This is a genomic window from uncultured Clostridium sp. (genome assembly GCF_937920395.1).
Taxonomy (GTDB): domain Bacteria; phylum Bacillota; class Clostridia; order Clostridiales; family Clostridiaceae; genus Clostridium_AD.
Map to the genome: position 1 here is coordinate 1 of NZ_CALEVF010000386.1, position 14,809 is coordinate 14,809.

The 14,809-nt window shown below is 29.2% G+C and carries 13 protein-coding genes; 11 read left to right on the plus strand and 2 right to left on the minus strand.

Annotated elements, in window-relative coordinates:
* Positions 1-140: 140 nt before the first annotated feature.
* A complete protein-coding gene (locus Q0649_RS22600; protein ID WP_298847288.1) occupies positions 141-353 on the minus strand; it encodes a ground-like protein in 213 nt (70 codons plus the stop codon).
* Positions 354-682: 329 nt separating this feature from the next.
* Between Q0649_RS22600 and Q0649_RS22605 the strand changes: the two genes are divergently transcribed.
* The 3 genes from Q0649_RS22605 (at position 683) to Q0649_RS22615 (ending at position 3,189) form a co-directional block, all read left to right on the plus strand.
* Positions 683-1,090: a DUF6465 family protein gene (locus tag Q0649_RS22605; RefSeq protein ID WP_298847291.1), complete on the plus strand. Its 408-nt coding sequence runs from the start codon at positions 683-685 to the stop codon at positions 1,088-1,090.
* A 146-nt stretch (positions 1,091-1,236) separates the two neighbouring features.
* Positions 1,237-2,313 carry a Xaa-Pro peptidase family protein gene (locus tag Q0649_RS22610; RefSeq protein ID WP_298847294.1) on the plus strand — a complete coding sequence of 359 codons (1,077 nt, stop codon included), beginning with the start codon at positions 1,237-1,239 and terminating at the stop codon, positions 2,311-2,313.
* A gap of 39 nt (positions 2,314-2,352) precedes the next feature.
* Positions 2,353-3,189 (plus strand): deoxyribonuclease IV, encoded by an 837-nt coding sequence (locus Q0649_RS22615; protein ID WP_298847299.1) that lies wholly within the window; start codon positions 2,353-2,355, stop codon positions 3,187-3,189.
* Positions 3,190-3,259: 70 nt separating this feature from the next.
* Here Q0649_RS22615 and Q0649_RS22620 read toward each other — a convergent pair whose 3' ends face one another.
* Positions 3,260-3,904 carry an MtnX-like HAD-IB family phosphatase gene (locus tag Q0649_RS22620; protein ID WP_298847302.1) on the minus strand — a complete coding sequence of 215 codons (645 nt, stop codon included), beginning with the start codon at positions 3,902-3,904 and terminating at the stop codon, positions 3,260-3,262.
* A gap of 396 nt (positions 3,905-4,300) precedes the next feature.
* Between Q0649_RS22620 and Q0649_RS22625 the strand changes: the two genes are divergently transcribed.
* The 8 genes from Q0649_RS22625 to essC form a co-directional block, all read left to right on the plus strand.
* Complete coding sequence (locus Q0649_RS22625; RefSeq protein WP_298847306.1) at positions 4,301-4,912, plus strand: response regulator; 612 nt, start codon at positions 4,301-4,303, stop codon at positions 4,910-4,912.
* Positions 4,913-4,976: 64 nt separating this feature from the next.
* Positions 4,977-5,123, plus strand: coding sequence for a hypothetical protein (locus Q0649_RS22630; RefSeq protein WP_298847328.1), 147 nt, complete (start codon positions 4,977-4,979; stop codon positions 5,121-5,123).
* Positions 5,124-5,153: 30 nt separating this feature from the next.
* Positions 5,154-7,001, plus strand: coding sequence for an ATP-binding protein (locus Q0649_RS22635; protein ID WP_298847309.1), 1,848 nt, complete (start codon positions 5,154-5,156; stop codon positions 6,999-7,001).
* A gap of 279 nt (positions 7,002-7,280) precedes the next feature.
* A complete protein-coding gene (locus tag Q0649_RS22640) occupies positions 7,281-8,684 on the plus strand; it encodes an FHA domain-containing protein (protein ID WP_298847312.1) in 1,404 nt (467 codons plus the stop codon).
* 79 nt (positions 8,685-8,763) lie between these two features.
* The gene (locus tag Q0649_RS22645; RefSeq protein WP_298847315.1) at positions 8,764-9,498 is read left to right on the plus strand and encodes a PP2C family serine/threonine-protein phosphatase; all 735 of its coding nucleotides are present in this window, start codon (positions 8,764-8,766) and stop codon (positions 9,496-9,498) included.
* 114 nt (positions 9,499-9,612) lie between these two features.
* The gene (locus tag Q0649_RS22650) at positions 9,613-10,671 is read left to right on the plus strand and encodes an AAA family ATPase (RefSeq protein WP_298847318.1); all 1,059 of its coding nucleotides are present in this window, start codon (positions 9,613-9,615) and stop codon (positions 10,669-10,671) included.
* 16 nt (positions 10,672-10,687) lie between these two features.
* Entirely contained in the window at positions 10,688-10,936 is a 249-nt protein-coding gene (locus tag Q0649_RS22655; protein ID WP_298847322.1) for an EsaB/YukD family protein, read from the plus strand.
* Positions 10,937-10,949: 13 nt separating this feature from the next.
* A partial coding sequence (essC, locus tag Q0649_RS22660; protein ID WP_298847325.1) for a type VII secretion protein EssC occupies positions 10,950-14,809 on the plus strand: 3,860 nt, incomplete at its 3' end.

Genomic DNA, 14,809 nt, shown 5'->3' on the forward strand with positions numbered 1-14,809 from the left:
TGGATAAAATAATGACTTATGATGAATTTGTAGAAAATGATGAAGTTCAAAAAGAACTAGAACTTATGTACAAATAAATAAAAAACAAATAAGAAAGGACACTTCTAATAACATTATTAGAAGTGTCCTTTTTAAACTAACTAAAATAATCCACCAAAGCCTCCGCAGCCACGGCCACCTATTCCGCCGCAACCGAGTAGTAAAAGAACTATCAAGATACCACTTCCACCAAAACCACAGCCGGAACCATTTCCACAGCTGTTTCCACAGCCGTTTGTGCAGTTATTATTTCCACATTGGCAAACTGGTTGACATCTATTTTCACAACAACAATCTCTATGTCTGTGACTCATATAAATAACCTCCTTATTTGATAAGAAAAAGTTTCAAGTTCTATTAAAGTAAATCAATTATTTGCCTTAATGAGAATCTTATACTTTAACTTAAGTATCAGGATATATCAATTAAGTTGTAGTTGTACTTTAATATATTCTACATTTTATTAAGTGTGAATATAAAGCTTAAGTATGTTTAAGATAAAACATTTATACTGGAAAGTAATGAAATACCTCGATTTATATCATAAAAACATACTATATTCTCCTAAAAAAAGGGTTTTGAAGATAAATATCGAATATAGTAAGTAAGATATAAAATTTTTTTATAAACGGAGGTAAGTAATATGGAAAAAGATAATACTTTAGCTTCTGCTAAAGAAGATATTAGTGATGGAACAGAAGAGGCAATAACGATAGTGTCTGATGCTACAAAAGAGAATGTTGGAAAGACTATTAATGTGGTAAAAGACATTGCAAAAAATGTTAAATCAAAAGCTACGAAGGTAACTACTGGTGCGAAAAGGAAAACGGCTAAAAGAACAATAGCTAAGAAAATTGATGTAGGTTTCTATGTTCAATATCAAGGTAAAGAGATATCAAAACGAACAATATTAGAAGACGTGTATGAAGAATGGGTAAAAACTCATAAGATTACAGAACTTAAAACTTTAGATGTATATATAAAGGTTGAAGAAGAGATAGCTTATTGTTTGGTAAATGGAGAAATTAAAATAGATATTAAATTATCATAACAAAAGTTCAGTAAAAATAGGAAAGGCTTAGTTAGGCCTTTTTTTATTTAAATGTAGTTTTATTAAAATGTATGAAAAATCATGTACATTATTTGAATTTTATGATAGATTGAAAGTAGGATAACACAATATTAGGAGGAATTTTAATGTTAAATGAAAGACTTAATAAGGTTTTGAAAATTATGGCAAAAGAAAAAATACCTCAAATGATAATTTCTGATCCTGCAGCTATATTCTATCTTACAGGAAAATGGATTTTATCTGGAGAGAGAATGATTGTACTTTATATTAATTTAAATGGAAATAACAAATTGTTCATTAATGAGTTGTTCCCTATAAGTGAAGATTTAGGGGTAGAAAAAATATGGTATAACGATACTCAAAGTCCAGTAGAAATTCTTGCAAAAAACATTGATAAAGACGTACCAATGGGTATAGATAAAAATTGGCCAGCTCATTTCTTAATAAAATTAATGAAGCTTAAAGGCGGTAGTACATTTGTTAATGGATCTGAGATTTTAGATAGGGTGAGAATGTGTAAGGATGAGAACGAAAAGAAATTGATGAGAGTAGCATCAAAACTAAATGATACAGCTGTTGATAAAATGATAAAACTTATTCCTAAAAAATATTCTGAAAAGAAAATGGGAAAGCTACTTTCAGATATATGGGATGATATGGGTACCCAGGGGCATTCATTTGATCCAATTATAGGTTATGGTGCAAATGCTGCTGACCCTCATCATGAAAATGATGAGTCAACGGTTAAAGCTGGTGACAGTATAGTTATTGATATCGGATGCAAAAAAGATTCATATTGCTCAGATATGACTAGGACCGTTTTCTATAAAACTGTATCAGAACATAGTAAAGAAGTTTACAACATTGTTAAGGAAGCAAATAAAAGAGGCATTGAGAAAGTTAAAGAGGGAGTTAGATTTTGTGATATCGATGCTGCAGCTAGAGACTATATTACAGAAAAAGGTTATGGAAAATATTTTACACATAGATTAGGACATTCAATAGGAATAGAAGTACATGACTTTGGAGATGTTTCTGCTGCTAATACAGATAAAGTTCAGGTTGGACAAATTTTTTCAATTGAACCAGGCATATATCTTCCGGGTGATGTTGGAGTTCGTATTGAAGATTTAGTAATAGTTACCAAGGATGGTTGTGAAGTATTAAATCATTATACAAAAGACTTAATTATTGTAGAATAGGGCAAATTATATTTATAATTTTTTATTGGAGGAATAAGTATGTTAAATATAGGTTGTCATTTATCAGTAGCAAAAGGCTATAAAGCTATGGGAGAAGATGCTCTTAGTATAGGAGCAAATACATTTCAGTTTTTTACTAGAAATCCTCGAGGTAGTAAAGCAAAGAATATTGATCCAAATGATGTAGCGGAGCTTCTTGAAATTATAAAAGAGAACAAATTTGCTACAATTTTAGCACATGCTCCATACACGTTAAATGCTTGCTCTGCTGACACGAAAACAAGAGATTTTGCAAATATGATTATGGAAGATGATTTAAAAAGAATGGAATTTTTCCCAAACAGCTTTTATAATTTTCATCCAGGAAGTCATGTAAAACAAGGCACACAGATTGGAATAGAATATATTATAAATATGCTTAATTCTATACTAAAACCTGAACAAACAACTACTGTACTTCTTGAAACAATGGCTGGTAAAGGAACAGAAATAGGTAGGACTTTCGAAGAGTTAAAACAAATACTTGATGGAGTTACATTAGCTAGCAAAATGGGGGTATGTCTTGATACTTGCCATGTATATGATGCTGGTTATGACATAGTTAATAATTTAGATGGAGTAATAGAGGACTTTGATAAAATTATAGGTCTTGATAAGTTATATGCAATTCATTTAAATGATAGTAAAAACCCATTTGAAAGTCATAAAGATCGTCATGAAACAATAGGAGAAGGATTTATTGGAATAGAGGCGATTACTAGAATTATTAATCATCCAAAGTTACGCCATTTACCATTTTATTTAGAAACACCAAATGAATTAGAAGGTCATGCAAAAGAAATTAAGATATTAAGGGAAGTTTACATAGACAAATAATGTCTAAATTTTTTAAATAATAAAAAACGCTTATCTACTTAAGCAAAAGCTTAAGTAGATAAGCGTTTTTTTATAGGTATACCTTAAGTTTATCCCAAATTTCTGAGAAGTTTTCAAATTCTATAAAATCTTTATTTTCTTTTTTTAGAAGATTTACTAATTTACCCTTAGCAAAAACAGCATCAGAAATTAATGCAGGTTTAAGATCGGGGGTACTATCACCGGCATAAAAGATTTTTTTATAATTAGATTTTAATTTTTCAACAACAATTAACTTGTCTATTCCATTTTGATCCGAATAATATTCATCATGTTCATCTAAGTCAAAATGAATGCCATTATCTTTAAAAATACTTTTATTAGAGTATACATCTACCCCTTTTATATGGTTTTTCGCAAGGACTTTATCTATGTAATAGTTTGAACCTGCACTGATAATAATAAAGTCACCACCAGCTTCTTTAACCTTATCTATGAATGCTTTAGCTGTAGGGTCAAAGGAAATATTTAAGATATCCTCGAGTAATTCAGATTCACTTCTATGTACATTATTAAAAACATAGTTTAAATATTCCCTATTTTTCATTTCTCCATTTTTCCAAGACTTGTATATTGGCATAAGTTCTTCTTTATAGTATGTATCAGACAATATTTTATAAAAATCTTTTTTAGTAAGGGTTCCATCAAAATCGGATATAAATGCAAAATCTTTCATTATAGTAATCTCCTTATAAGCTTATTGTAAATTTAGTTTGTACAGCTTCAATAATAGTATAACAAAAAAACAAAGATATGTAATGTTTTGTCTAGGATTCTCTAATATGTTACATTAAATTCAATTTAAAACCAACTTGTAAATAGGATAGTAAGAAAAACGGTTAATAATCCAGTTAGAACTACGAGACTGATACATAGTTTGTCCTAATGAACATAAACATATACAAAAATATTTTAAGCGAACTATTACTCAACTTTAGTAAATAGTTAATAGCTCACATGAGTTAGCAAATATATTAAAAAGTAAAAGAAAACTTTAATAAAATAGATTTTAATTATATAATATATTTAAGAAAACTACGAAATAATAAATATTAAAGAGGTGGGAATGCAAGTGAAAAAAGTTTTGGTAATAGATGATACAAAAAATATAAGAATGTTATTAACCACTTGTCTTGAACTAAAAGGTTATAAAGTTCTAACTGCTGATTCTGGAAAATCAGCTATAGATACGTTAAAAGTAGAAAAAAATAGTATTGATATAATTTTTTTAGATATTAGGATGCCTGAAATGAGTGGAACTGAGGTTTTAAAGATAATTCGTGATATGGGTTTTAATTGTCCTGTCATTATTATGACAGCATTTGCTACAGTGAAAAATGCTGTTGATTGTACAAAACTTGGAGCTGCAGCTTATCTTCAGAAACCATTTTCGCCAGATAGAGTTACTTCTGTTTTAGAAGAAATATTTACTCTTAAGGAAAGTCATGATGAAAAGCCAGAGTATTTAGAGAAAGAAAAGATTTTAATATCAAAGTCAAAGAGTCTGATTGAAGAGGGAGAGTTTGAGGCGGCTCATAATACTTTGAAATTAGTACTAGGAATAAACCCTTATAATAAAGAAATTTATCATTTAATAAGCGAGGTAAATAAGAACTTAAATAAATTTGATAAAGCAGAATTATTTGATAATATTTATAAACTATTTAATGATTCACATATTTAAATACAATATAATGGTTATATAGAAATTATATTTATAATGAAAATATATTTAGGATGTTTTAGAAATATTAGATAATGGTATAAATGTAAGGACAGCTGTTAATATTCAACATTTAGAAAGCCTAAATGATCTTGTTAGTAGAATGACTGGAATTAAGGTCAAAGAAACGTTGCCAGATAAAATAATTGTTGTTGCAGATCCTGTTCATTAAAATACAAATAAACCGTATATTGAATTTAAGGTGGTGGTTTCTATTAAAACATTAAAAGGCAAAATAGTAACTATTAATGTGTTTTTAGTTTTAGTTATAGTAATGATTGGACTGCTATCAAGCTTTAACATATACAGAGTAGGTGGAAAGATAGATGGATTAATAACAAATAATTATAAGAGTATTGATGCTTCAACTAAAATGACTGAAGTTATTGAAAATCAAGATAAGACAATTCTTAGATATATTGCTTTTGAAAATAAAAGTACAATAGATATTATTTATAATAATAATGAAGAATTTTATAAATGGCTTAATGTTGCAAAAACAAATATAACTGAAATTGGTGAAGCGAGTAACACTAATAAAATAAGTGGGGACTATCTTTTGTTTGTTAAGTCTTTCTCTAGATTTCACGAATATCAAAGCTCTCACACAAGTGAGCAGAATATAGAATTTTATAATTCTCAAATTTATCCTAATGTAGTTAAGGTTAAAGTCGATTTAGGGATTTTAGCAAAACTTAATGAGAAAGCCATGATTAAAGGGAGAGACAATGCAAAAAGTAATGCATTAAGTTCAATGTATTTCATATTATTAATTTCATCCATAGCTGCAATTTTAGGACTAATAGTATCGCTTATATATACTAACAAGTCTTTAAAACCTATATATTTACTGACTGAAACTATAAAATCAGTTAAACAAGGAGAAATTAATAAACAAGCACCTATTATAAATGAGGATGAAATTGGAATGCTTGCAATGGAGTTTAACAATATGACAAATAGGCTTTATGAATTTGAGCAGAGTACCACAGGAAAGTTGCTTTCAGAGAGAAATAAATCTATTGCAATTGTAAAAAGTATAACAGACCCATTGATAGTACTAGATGCTAGTTATAAAATTCAATTATTAAATGAATCTTGTGAAAATATTTTCGGAGTATTAGAGCAAAATGTGATTAATAGTCATTTTTTAGAGACCATTAGGAATATGGAGTTATATGACTATATTTTTTGCGTGGTAGACAATAAGATTCCGATTACTGAAAAGATAATAAGCTTTAAGGTAAATGACAGAACTTGTTTTTTTAATGTTATGGTAACTGTAGTTTATGATAAAGAAAATAAAATTAATGCTATAGTGGTACTCCTAAAAAATATAACAGAGTATAAGGAACTTGAAAAAGTGCGTACTGATTTTATAGCTACTATTTCTCATGAATTTAAGACTCCACTTACATCAATTATGATGGGTGTAGGGTTGATACTTGAGAAAAATGTAGGAGTCATCAATAAAAAACAGGAAGAACTTTTAGATACTATAAAAGAAGAAACTGAAAAGCTTACAGATCTAGTTAGTGATCTTCTAAAACTTTCAAAAATACAATCAGATCAGGCAGTATATAATATAAAAGCATATTCTATAGCTGAGATTGCTGGTGACTGTGTTAAAAATTATGAGGTTCAGGCAAAAAACATAGGGATTTCTTTATATAACAGTATAGAAGCTGATTTACCAAACGTAATTGTAGATAAAGAAAAAATAACTTGGGTATTAAATAATTTAGTTTCTAATGCTATTAAATACACAAATTCTGGTGGAAAAATAATTATAGGTGCAGTTATAGCAGGGGAAAAGATGAAAGTTTTTGTTAAAGACAACGGTACAGGAATTCCTAGAGAATATCATGAGAGAATATTTGATAAGTTTGTTAAGATAAGTGCCTATGATACAGAGTTTTTGAGTTCGGGTATAGGGCTTTCTATAGCAAAAGGAATTGTAGAGGCACATGATGGAATAATTTATTGTGAAAGTGAAGTTAACAAAGGGAGTACATTTACATTTACCTTACCTTTAGAGAAACGAAATTAATAAATTAGAAGTAGAATAACTTATAATTATAAGCTGTTCTACTTCTTTATTAATTTAAAGGTTCATGTAAAAACAAAAAAACAGATTAATATGTAACAATAGCTATAAAAATGTAGGAAAGTCAAGAAATAACGAATTAGTTGTAGATATTTTAGGTGAAAAATGGTATTATTTTTATGATAGGAAAAATAGACAATTAGTTGTTAATATTCCAACTTTAGGATTAAATTAACAAAATTGGGGTTAGAACATTAAGTATAAAGGGGAATTAAAATTTAAATGAATAATTTAGTCTTAGATGATTTAATCAAAGAAAGTCGAGATAATACCAATATAAGTTATATGCTAGAACAAGAAGATCTTTTTTTTGAAACTGGATATAAGGTCTTACAAAATCAAGAGAAAAATGGTTTTATTAAGTGTGTTAAGGTTTCACATAATGGAAAAATAAAGTTAGTTTACGATATTTCAAAGTATAAAAGTTTTCAGTCATTATTACACCAGATTACAATGGAGAATTTTCTAGAAATAGTATCTAGATTACTTGAAATAGTGTCAGAAGTTAAACATAATGGGTTTATGCAATGTGAGAACATTGATGTAAATTTGGACAAGATTTTTATAGATAATAATAATTTAAATGTTTTTTTGATTTATCTTCCAGTTAATGTTCAGACGAACTTAAGTAGTATTGGGACATTTGAGAGAGAACTTAAGAAAAATATAGCGTCAGCAATTTCTGAAAATAAAAATCTGAATAAGGAAATGGCTTATGGACTTTTTGATGACCTTCAAAATGATAATTATAGATTAGATGAAATTAGAGAAAATATGAAGAAAAATAATGTAACAAGAGTTTCAATGAGTAATGAGATTAATGGTAGTAGCGTTGAGGCTACATCGGTAGGTAGTAATAAAGCTTGTACAGATTCATTTCAGGTAGGGCAGAAAAGTGGACCACTAACACTTGAGGATTCTCCTTTTGATGCAGGCAAAATTGAAAAAGCGAAGTCTATGGATATAGCTAAACATAAATCTAAACCTAAAATTAGAAATAAAAATAAGCCAAAGACGACAAAACAAAAGAATATGAAACCAAGATCAAACTCTAGTAAGATGGGGTTAATAAAATCACATATATTACTATTGATTCAAGTTCTTTCAGTGGTAATATGTGTCACAGTATTACTGATTCTTGGATTTAAATCAATCCCTGCAATGATAATAAGTGGGGTAACAGTAGCTATTGATATAATAGCAACAGTACTTATTTATATATTTATTGTAAAGAAGAAAGATGTAAATTCAGTAAGCCACATGGATTTTAAACCAATATACGAAGGGGGAGCTACTGAAATATTAGATGGCATATTTGTACCATCAATTGCATTAGAAGGGATTGGAACTCCAGAAAACATACAAATTATTATTAGTAAAAGTGAATTTATAATAGGTAAAAAGCCTGAAGCTGTTGATGGAGTTATTGAATTTAATAAAACAATAAGCAGAGTGCATTGCAAAATATCATACGTTAATAATTCTTATGTCATCCAAGATTTAGAAAGTGCTAACGGTACTTATGTTAATTCAGTTAGAATACAAAAGGGTGAGCAGATTTCAATAAAGATTGGCGATAAAATTAGATTGTCAAACTGTAATTTCATGGTTAAAACTATAAGATAACCTAGGTAGATTAAGCTTAAGAAAAAAACCAAATGTACAAGGGATAAGACCACTCGACGAGAGGAATGAGAGATATCATATGGGAAATTTAAAGATTAGTTCTTTCGGTATATCAGATATAGGTAATGTTAAAAAAGTTAATCAAGATAGTTTTGTATATAAAATAGTTGAAGCTAGTAACTGTTATGCTGGACTATTTGCTGTAGCAGATGGAGTTGGAGGTTTAAAAGACGGAGAAGTTTCCAGTGCTATTGCAATTTCAAATTTAAATAAATGGTGGGCTTATGATTTCAAAGATTTTTATAATGATACAGATAAGTTAATTCCATCCTTAGTTGAATGTTTTACAAAATCAAATATAGAAATTATGGACTATTCAAAATCTAAGAATATTAGAACTGCCACAACTTTATCCGTCTTATTTATTCATAAAAATATGTATTATATTGTACATATAGGGGACAGTCGGATTTATAAATTAACAAAAAAAATCGAAAGATTGACTATAGATCATTCTTGTTATGTTGATAAAATAATAAATGGAAAGACTTATAAACAAAGCGCTTTGACTGAATGTCTAGGGAATAGAGCCCAGATTAATTGTTTTTGTGATTCAGGTGAAATATCAAAAAATGATATCTTTATGCTGTGCAGTGATGGAGTTTGTAAGACAATTGAAGATAACGAAATTTTAAACATAGTGAAAAGAGAAAAATTAGATTTAGGTAAAGCCTGCCAAATTGTTATAAATGAAGCCAAGGAACGTGGGGAAACGGACAATATCACATTAATTCTTGCTAAAGTCAGTAAGTGAATCTTGCAAAGACCTGCAAGTGAATTTTACTAAAGTAAGCAAGTTCTCTTGCTAAGTAAGGCAGAAGGGCGTTATTTAAATATATCATTATATTAGGAAGGAAAGTGTTTTTTTATGAGTAAATTGGTTGTAGTTCTAGCAGACACAGATGAAAAATATTTAATGCCACTGGAATTAAAATTTATCGAGGAATTTGGGGATAAAGCTGATATAGAAGTTATATCAGACAAAGATTATTTTAATTCTTATTTTAGCTCACTTAAGAAGATAGACATATTAGTTATACATGAAACACTATATTCTAGTGAACTTGCGAAACATTCTATTGAAAACTTATTCATATTAACTGAAACAAATGACGTTAATAGTACTCAGAATATGAGTATTAATAAGATATATAAGTATACAAGTATAAAAGAAATTTTTAATGAGCTTATGAGTAATCCTTCAACAAAAGCCTTAAGGTCATTTAATCAAAAGGAAGATACTAAAGTAGTAATGGTGTATTCCCCTTCAGGAGGTTCTGGTAAAACGATTGTGTCACTAGGCATTAGTGCAGCAATTGCAAAGTGTCATAAACATGTACTATATATAAACACTGAAACACTGCAGCGTTATAATTTTATGTTGAAAAATAAGGAGTTTTGTCCACATAGTTTTGAACAACGGATGATACAACGAAATGAAATAATTATCCAGCATTTACCTGGAGCTGTAGGCGTGGAACTATTTGATTATTTACTACCATTTAAGCAATCTATATCTTCTTTAAATATTAACATGGAGCATTATAAGAGATTAATAGATACTATAAAAAGTGAGGGGCAATATGATTATATAGTGGTGGATTGTTCGTCTGATTTTACTATCGAGAAAACAATGATGATGAGTTATTGTAATAAGGTTATGATAATAACAGGGCAGGACGCTGTATCTGTTTCCAAGTTAGATAGTTTGCTTGAAAATATTGACTGCTCTGATAATAATAAATATATGTTTATTTGTAATAGGTATTCGGGGGAATCAGAAAATAACCTTATAAGTAATAACCTAAATAACAAGTGTACAATAAGCGAATACATAGAATATTTTGATTTGGATTATGATGACTTTAACCTTGAAATTTTGGCTATGAATAAGCATTTTCAAAAGCTAGCATATACACTCATTTAAGTAGGGGAGATTTGATATGGATAAAATTGTAGCTGTTATATATATTCATAAAAGTGGTAAAAAATTTGATGTAGAAATACCTTTGGATATAACTGCAAAGGACCTTGTGGTTGCTTTGAATCAGGCTTTCAATCTAGGCATAGATGTAAGCAGCATCACTGAGTGTTACCTAAAAACGGAAAATCCTATAGCTCTGCTAAAAGGTAACACTAAATTGAAAGATTATAAACTTAGAACTGGTACAGTTATAAATATCACAGGGTAGGGGGAGAGTTGTATTGAAGGATACTAAATATAAGATAATAATTTTCGGGAAAAATATTTATCGTGAGCATGAACTGTCAAACTCAGAAGATGACTTAATTAATATAGGTACTACAAAAAATTGTAAGTTTAGATTTAATAAGGAGAACTTCTTTGGTGAGTTTGAGTTTAATTTAGTTAGGACTAACGATGGTTGGCAGTTAATCGGAGGAGATAGTGTTTATTTTACCGTAGATGGTGTAATGAAAATATATTCAAAGGATTTATCTCATGGTGATGAAATTATTGTTAAGTATCAGAATTCTAATGATGAAATATTTAGGATTAACTTTTTTATTGATTTTGATCTGATAGATAAGAATTATGAACGTATTATAGATATTTCCCAATTACAATCTATAACAATTGGCGGGACTGATAGATGTAATATTTCTATTATTGATACACTTCTTGGAAGTGATACCATTACCTTAAGTATAAAAGATAATAAGTATTATATTACAGATAATAATACAAAATATGGTGTGTATATAAACGGTAAAAAGATAGATGAATACTCAGAAATTTTGGATTATGACTTTTTCGAGCTTGTAGGATATAGCTTTTATTTAAAGGATAAGCACTTATACACAGCTAGAAATGAGAATTTAATAGTTGATAGATTGAACTATATAGATGCTGTTGAGCAGAAAAGTGCATTTAAGTATCCAAAGTTTAATAGAAGTACAAGGGTGAAGTATGTAATACCCTCTGAAGAAATTGAAGTATTGCAACCAATAACAAAACCACAAAAACCAAAGAAAAATGTAATAGTGACATTGCTACCAGCTCTTGCTATGTTAGCACTTATTATTATGCTTAGAGGAAGTATGGGGGGTGGAGGTTCGTTTATTATATATAGTGCTGCGACAATGAGCATCGGAGTTTTAGTTTCTATTATTACATTTATGACAGATGGAAAAAGTTATAAGAAGTCTATTATTGAACGTAAGGAAAAATACTTGGAATACATAAAAGATAAAGAAAAGGAAATTCAGGGCAAACGTAGTAATGAGAGGAGAATTTTAGAGAAAGTATATAGATCTAATGATGACAATATTACTACAATAAAAGATTTTGGTAAGGATCTTTTTGAAAGAGATTTAAATGATGAGGATTTCATGTTTGTAAGACTTGGGACAGGTATAAATGAAGCAAATTGCAAGATCAAATATACTAAGCAAGAATTCAAAAACACTGATGATGATTTAGTATCAATTCCCGAGGAAATAGAGAAGAAATATCGCTTTATTTTGAACTCACCAATAATATCAAAGTTCTCAAAATCCAATACAATTGGTATTGTAGGTAAACGTGATCAATTATATGATATTTTAAAAACTATTACATTAGATATAACAACTAGGCAATTTTATAAAGACGTAAAGCTATTTTATATGTTTAAGGAAGAGGACAGTGAAAAGTTTGCATGGTTAAGATGGCTTAAAAATGTTAATAACGAAGATGAAGATAACAGTATTAGAAATTTAATGTATGACGAAGAAAGTAGAAATTATATATTAGAAAATCTATTTATAGAACTTTCCAAAAGAGAAGCTAGATCATCAAGGAGAAGCGATGACCAGGTGGAAACTAGTTATGTTATTTTTGTATTTGATAAGAAGGGTATTGAAAAACATCCAGTATCTAAGTATATAGAAACATGTAATAAGTATAATTTCACTTTTGTATTCTTTGAAGAATATGAGGAATTGCTACCTAAGGGATGTAGTGAAATAATAAGGCTTGATAATAGTAACACTGGTTGTTTGCTTCAAAGTGATAATGGAGATTACGTATCAAAGTTTGAATATCCTAAAATATCAGATAAAATAATGGAAAATTCTATTCTAAAATTAAGTGCAGTTTCAGTTGATGCGGTTACATTAGAAAGTGAATTAACTAAGAATATTTCACTATTTGAATTACTTAACATAATGTCAGTGGATGATCTTGATTTGACAGCTAGATGGTCGCAGTCAAGGGTCTATAACAGTATGGCTGCACCCCTGGGGGTTAAGACTAAAAATCAGATAGTTTATTTAGATCTTAATGAAAAACATCATGGACCACATGGACTTGTTGCAGGTACTACCGGTTCTGGTAAGAGTGAAATACTACAAACTTATATATTATCAATGGCAACACTTTTTCATCCTTATGAAGTTGGATTTATGATTATTGACTTTAAGGGTGGTGGTATGGTAAATCAATTTAGAGATTTACCCCATTTAATTGGTTCAATTACAAATATTGATGGTAGAGAAATAGATAGGTCACTTCTATCAATAAAGGCAGAATTACGCCGTAGACAGGAGATGTTTTCAAGGTATGATGTAAATCATATTGATGCATACATAAAGCTATATCGAGCTGGAAAGGCAACAGATCCAATACCACATTTAATAATAATTGTAGATGAGTTTGCAGAACTCAAAAGTGAATATCCAGAATTTATGAAAGAATTGATAAGTACAGCAAGAATAGGTAGAAGTTTAGGTGTTCATTTAATACTAGCAACGCAAAAGCCATCTGGAGTAGTAGATAACCAGATTTGGAGTAACTCTAAGTTTAAGTTATGTCTTAAAGTTCAAACTAAAGAGGATAGTAATGAGGTAATTAAAACACCACTGGCCGCTGAAATTGTTGAACCAGGTAGAGCATATCTTCAAGTTGGTAATAATGAGATATTTGAACTTTTTCAATCTGCCTACAGTGGAGCAAAAGCAGTAGTAGCAGATGGTGGTAATAATAATGTGTTTGAGCTAAATATGCTTAATTTATGGGGTAAAAAGAAGTTAATATACTCTAATAAAAAGACTGACGATGACAAAAACGTAAAAACTCAATTGCAAGCTATTATTGAATATGTAAATGATCATTGCAAAATTGATAAGATTAAAAAATTAGCAGGAATTTGTCAACCTCCATTAGAAAATGTAATTTACCTAGATATACTAAGACATGGTATAATTGACATAATAACAGGTATAATGGCAACTGTTGGTATATATGATGATCCAGAACAACAATTACAAACTGAATTAAACATTAATCTATCAAATAGTAATACTTTTATTATTGGTTCATCACAATCAGGAAAAACTACAATGCTTCAGACAATGATATATTCTATTATGGACAATTATACGCCACTAGAAGTAAACATTTATGTAATAGATTGTGGGAATATGGCAATGAAGGTGTTTGAAAACTCAAACCACATAGGTGGCATTGTATTACCGGCTGAGGAAGAACGAATAAGTAATTTGTTTCGAATGCTTCATAATGAAATTGATATTAGAAAAACTTTTTTCTCAAATAATAGTGTAGGAACATTTGAGGCATATAAAGAAGCAGGATTTAAAAATTTACCACAAATACTTTTAATCATTGACAATATATCTGCTTTTAGAGAATATTATCCTTTATATGATGATGAGTTATTAAATCTCTCACGTGAAGGACAAAGTGTGGGAATTAATATTATTACAACAGCAACACAAACTAATGCAATGGGATATAAGACACTTGCAAATTTTGGTACTAGAATAGCATATACATGTAATGACAAAGGTGAGTATTCTAATATATTTGATAGATGTAGGACTCAGCCAAAGGATACTCCTGGACGAGCTCTCTACATGATAGATAAACATATTGTAGAATTCCAAACTGCATTATGTGTAAAAGGTGATAAGGAAATAATTAGAGCAGAGAAATTAAAGGCCTTTGTAGATGAGAGCAAAGCTAAGTATTCAACATCTATAGCAAGACAAATTCCTGAGGTACCAGAAATACTTAAGGGTAGTGAGGTATTTGCAAATAATAGAGT

Coding starts and splice junctions, on each gene's coding strand:
- Q0649_RS22650 (WP_298847318.1), top strand. CDS start 9,613: ATGAGTAAATTGGTTGTAGTTCTAGCAGACACAGATGAAAAATATTTA.
- Q0649_RS22645 (WP_298847315.1), top strand. CDS start 8,764: ATGGGAAATTTAAAGATTAGTTCTTTCGGTATATCAGATATAGGTAAT.
- Q0649_RS22615 (WP_298847299.1), top strand. CDS start 2,353: ATGTTAAATATAGGTTGTCATTTATCAGTAGCAAAAGGCTATAAAGCT.
- Q0649_RS22655 (WP_298847322.1), top strand. CDS start 10,688: ATGGATAAAATTGTAGCTGTTATATATATTCATAAAAGTGGTAAAAAA.
- Q0649_RS22610 (WP_298847294.1), top strand. CDS start 1,237: ATGTTAAATGAAAGACTTAATAAGGTTTTGAAAATTATGGCAAAAGAA.
- Q0649_RS22605 (WP_298847291.1), top strand. CDS start 683: ATGGAAAAAGATAATACTTTAGCTTCTGCTAAAGAAGATATTAGTGAT.
- Q0649_RS22600 (WP_298847288.1), bottom strand. CDS start 353: ATGAGTCACAGACATAGAGATTGTTGTTGTGAAAATAGATGTCAACCA.
- Q0649_RS22620 (WP_298847302.1), bottom strand. CDS start 3,904: ATGAAAGATTTTGCATTTATATCCGATTTTGATGGAACCCTTACTAAA.
- Q0649_RS22640 (WP_298847312.1), top strand. CDS start 7,281: ATGAATAATTTAGTCTTAGATGATTTAATCAAAGAAAGTCGAGATAAT.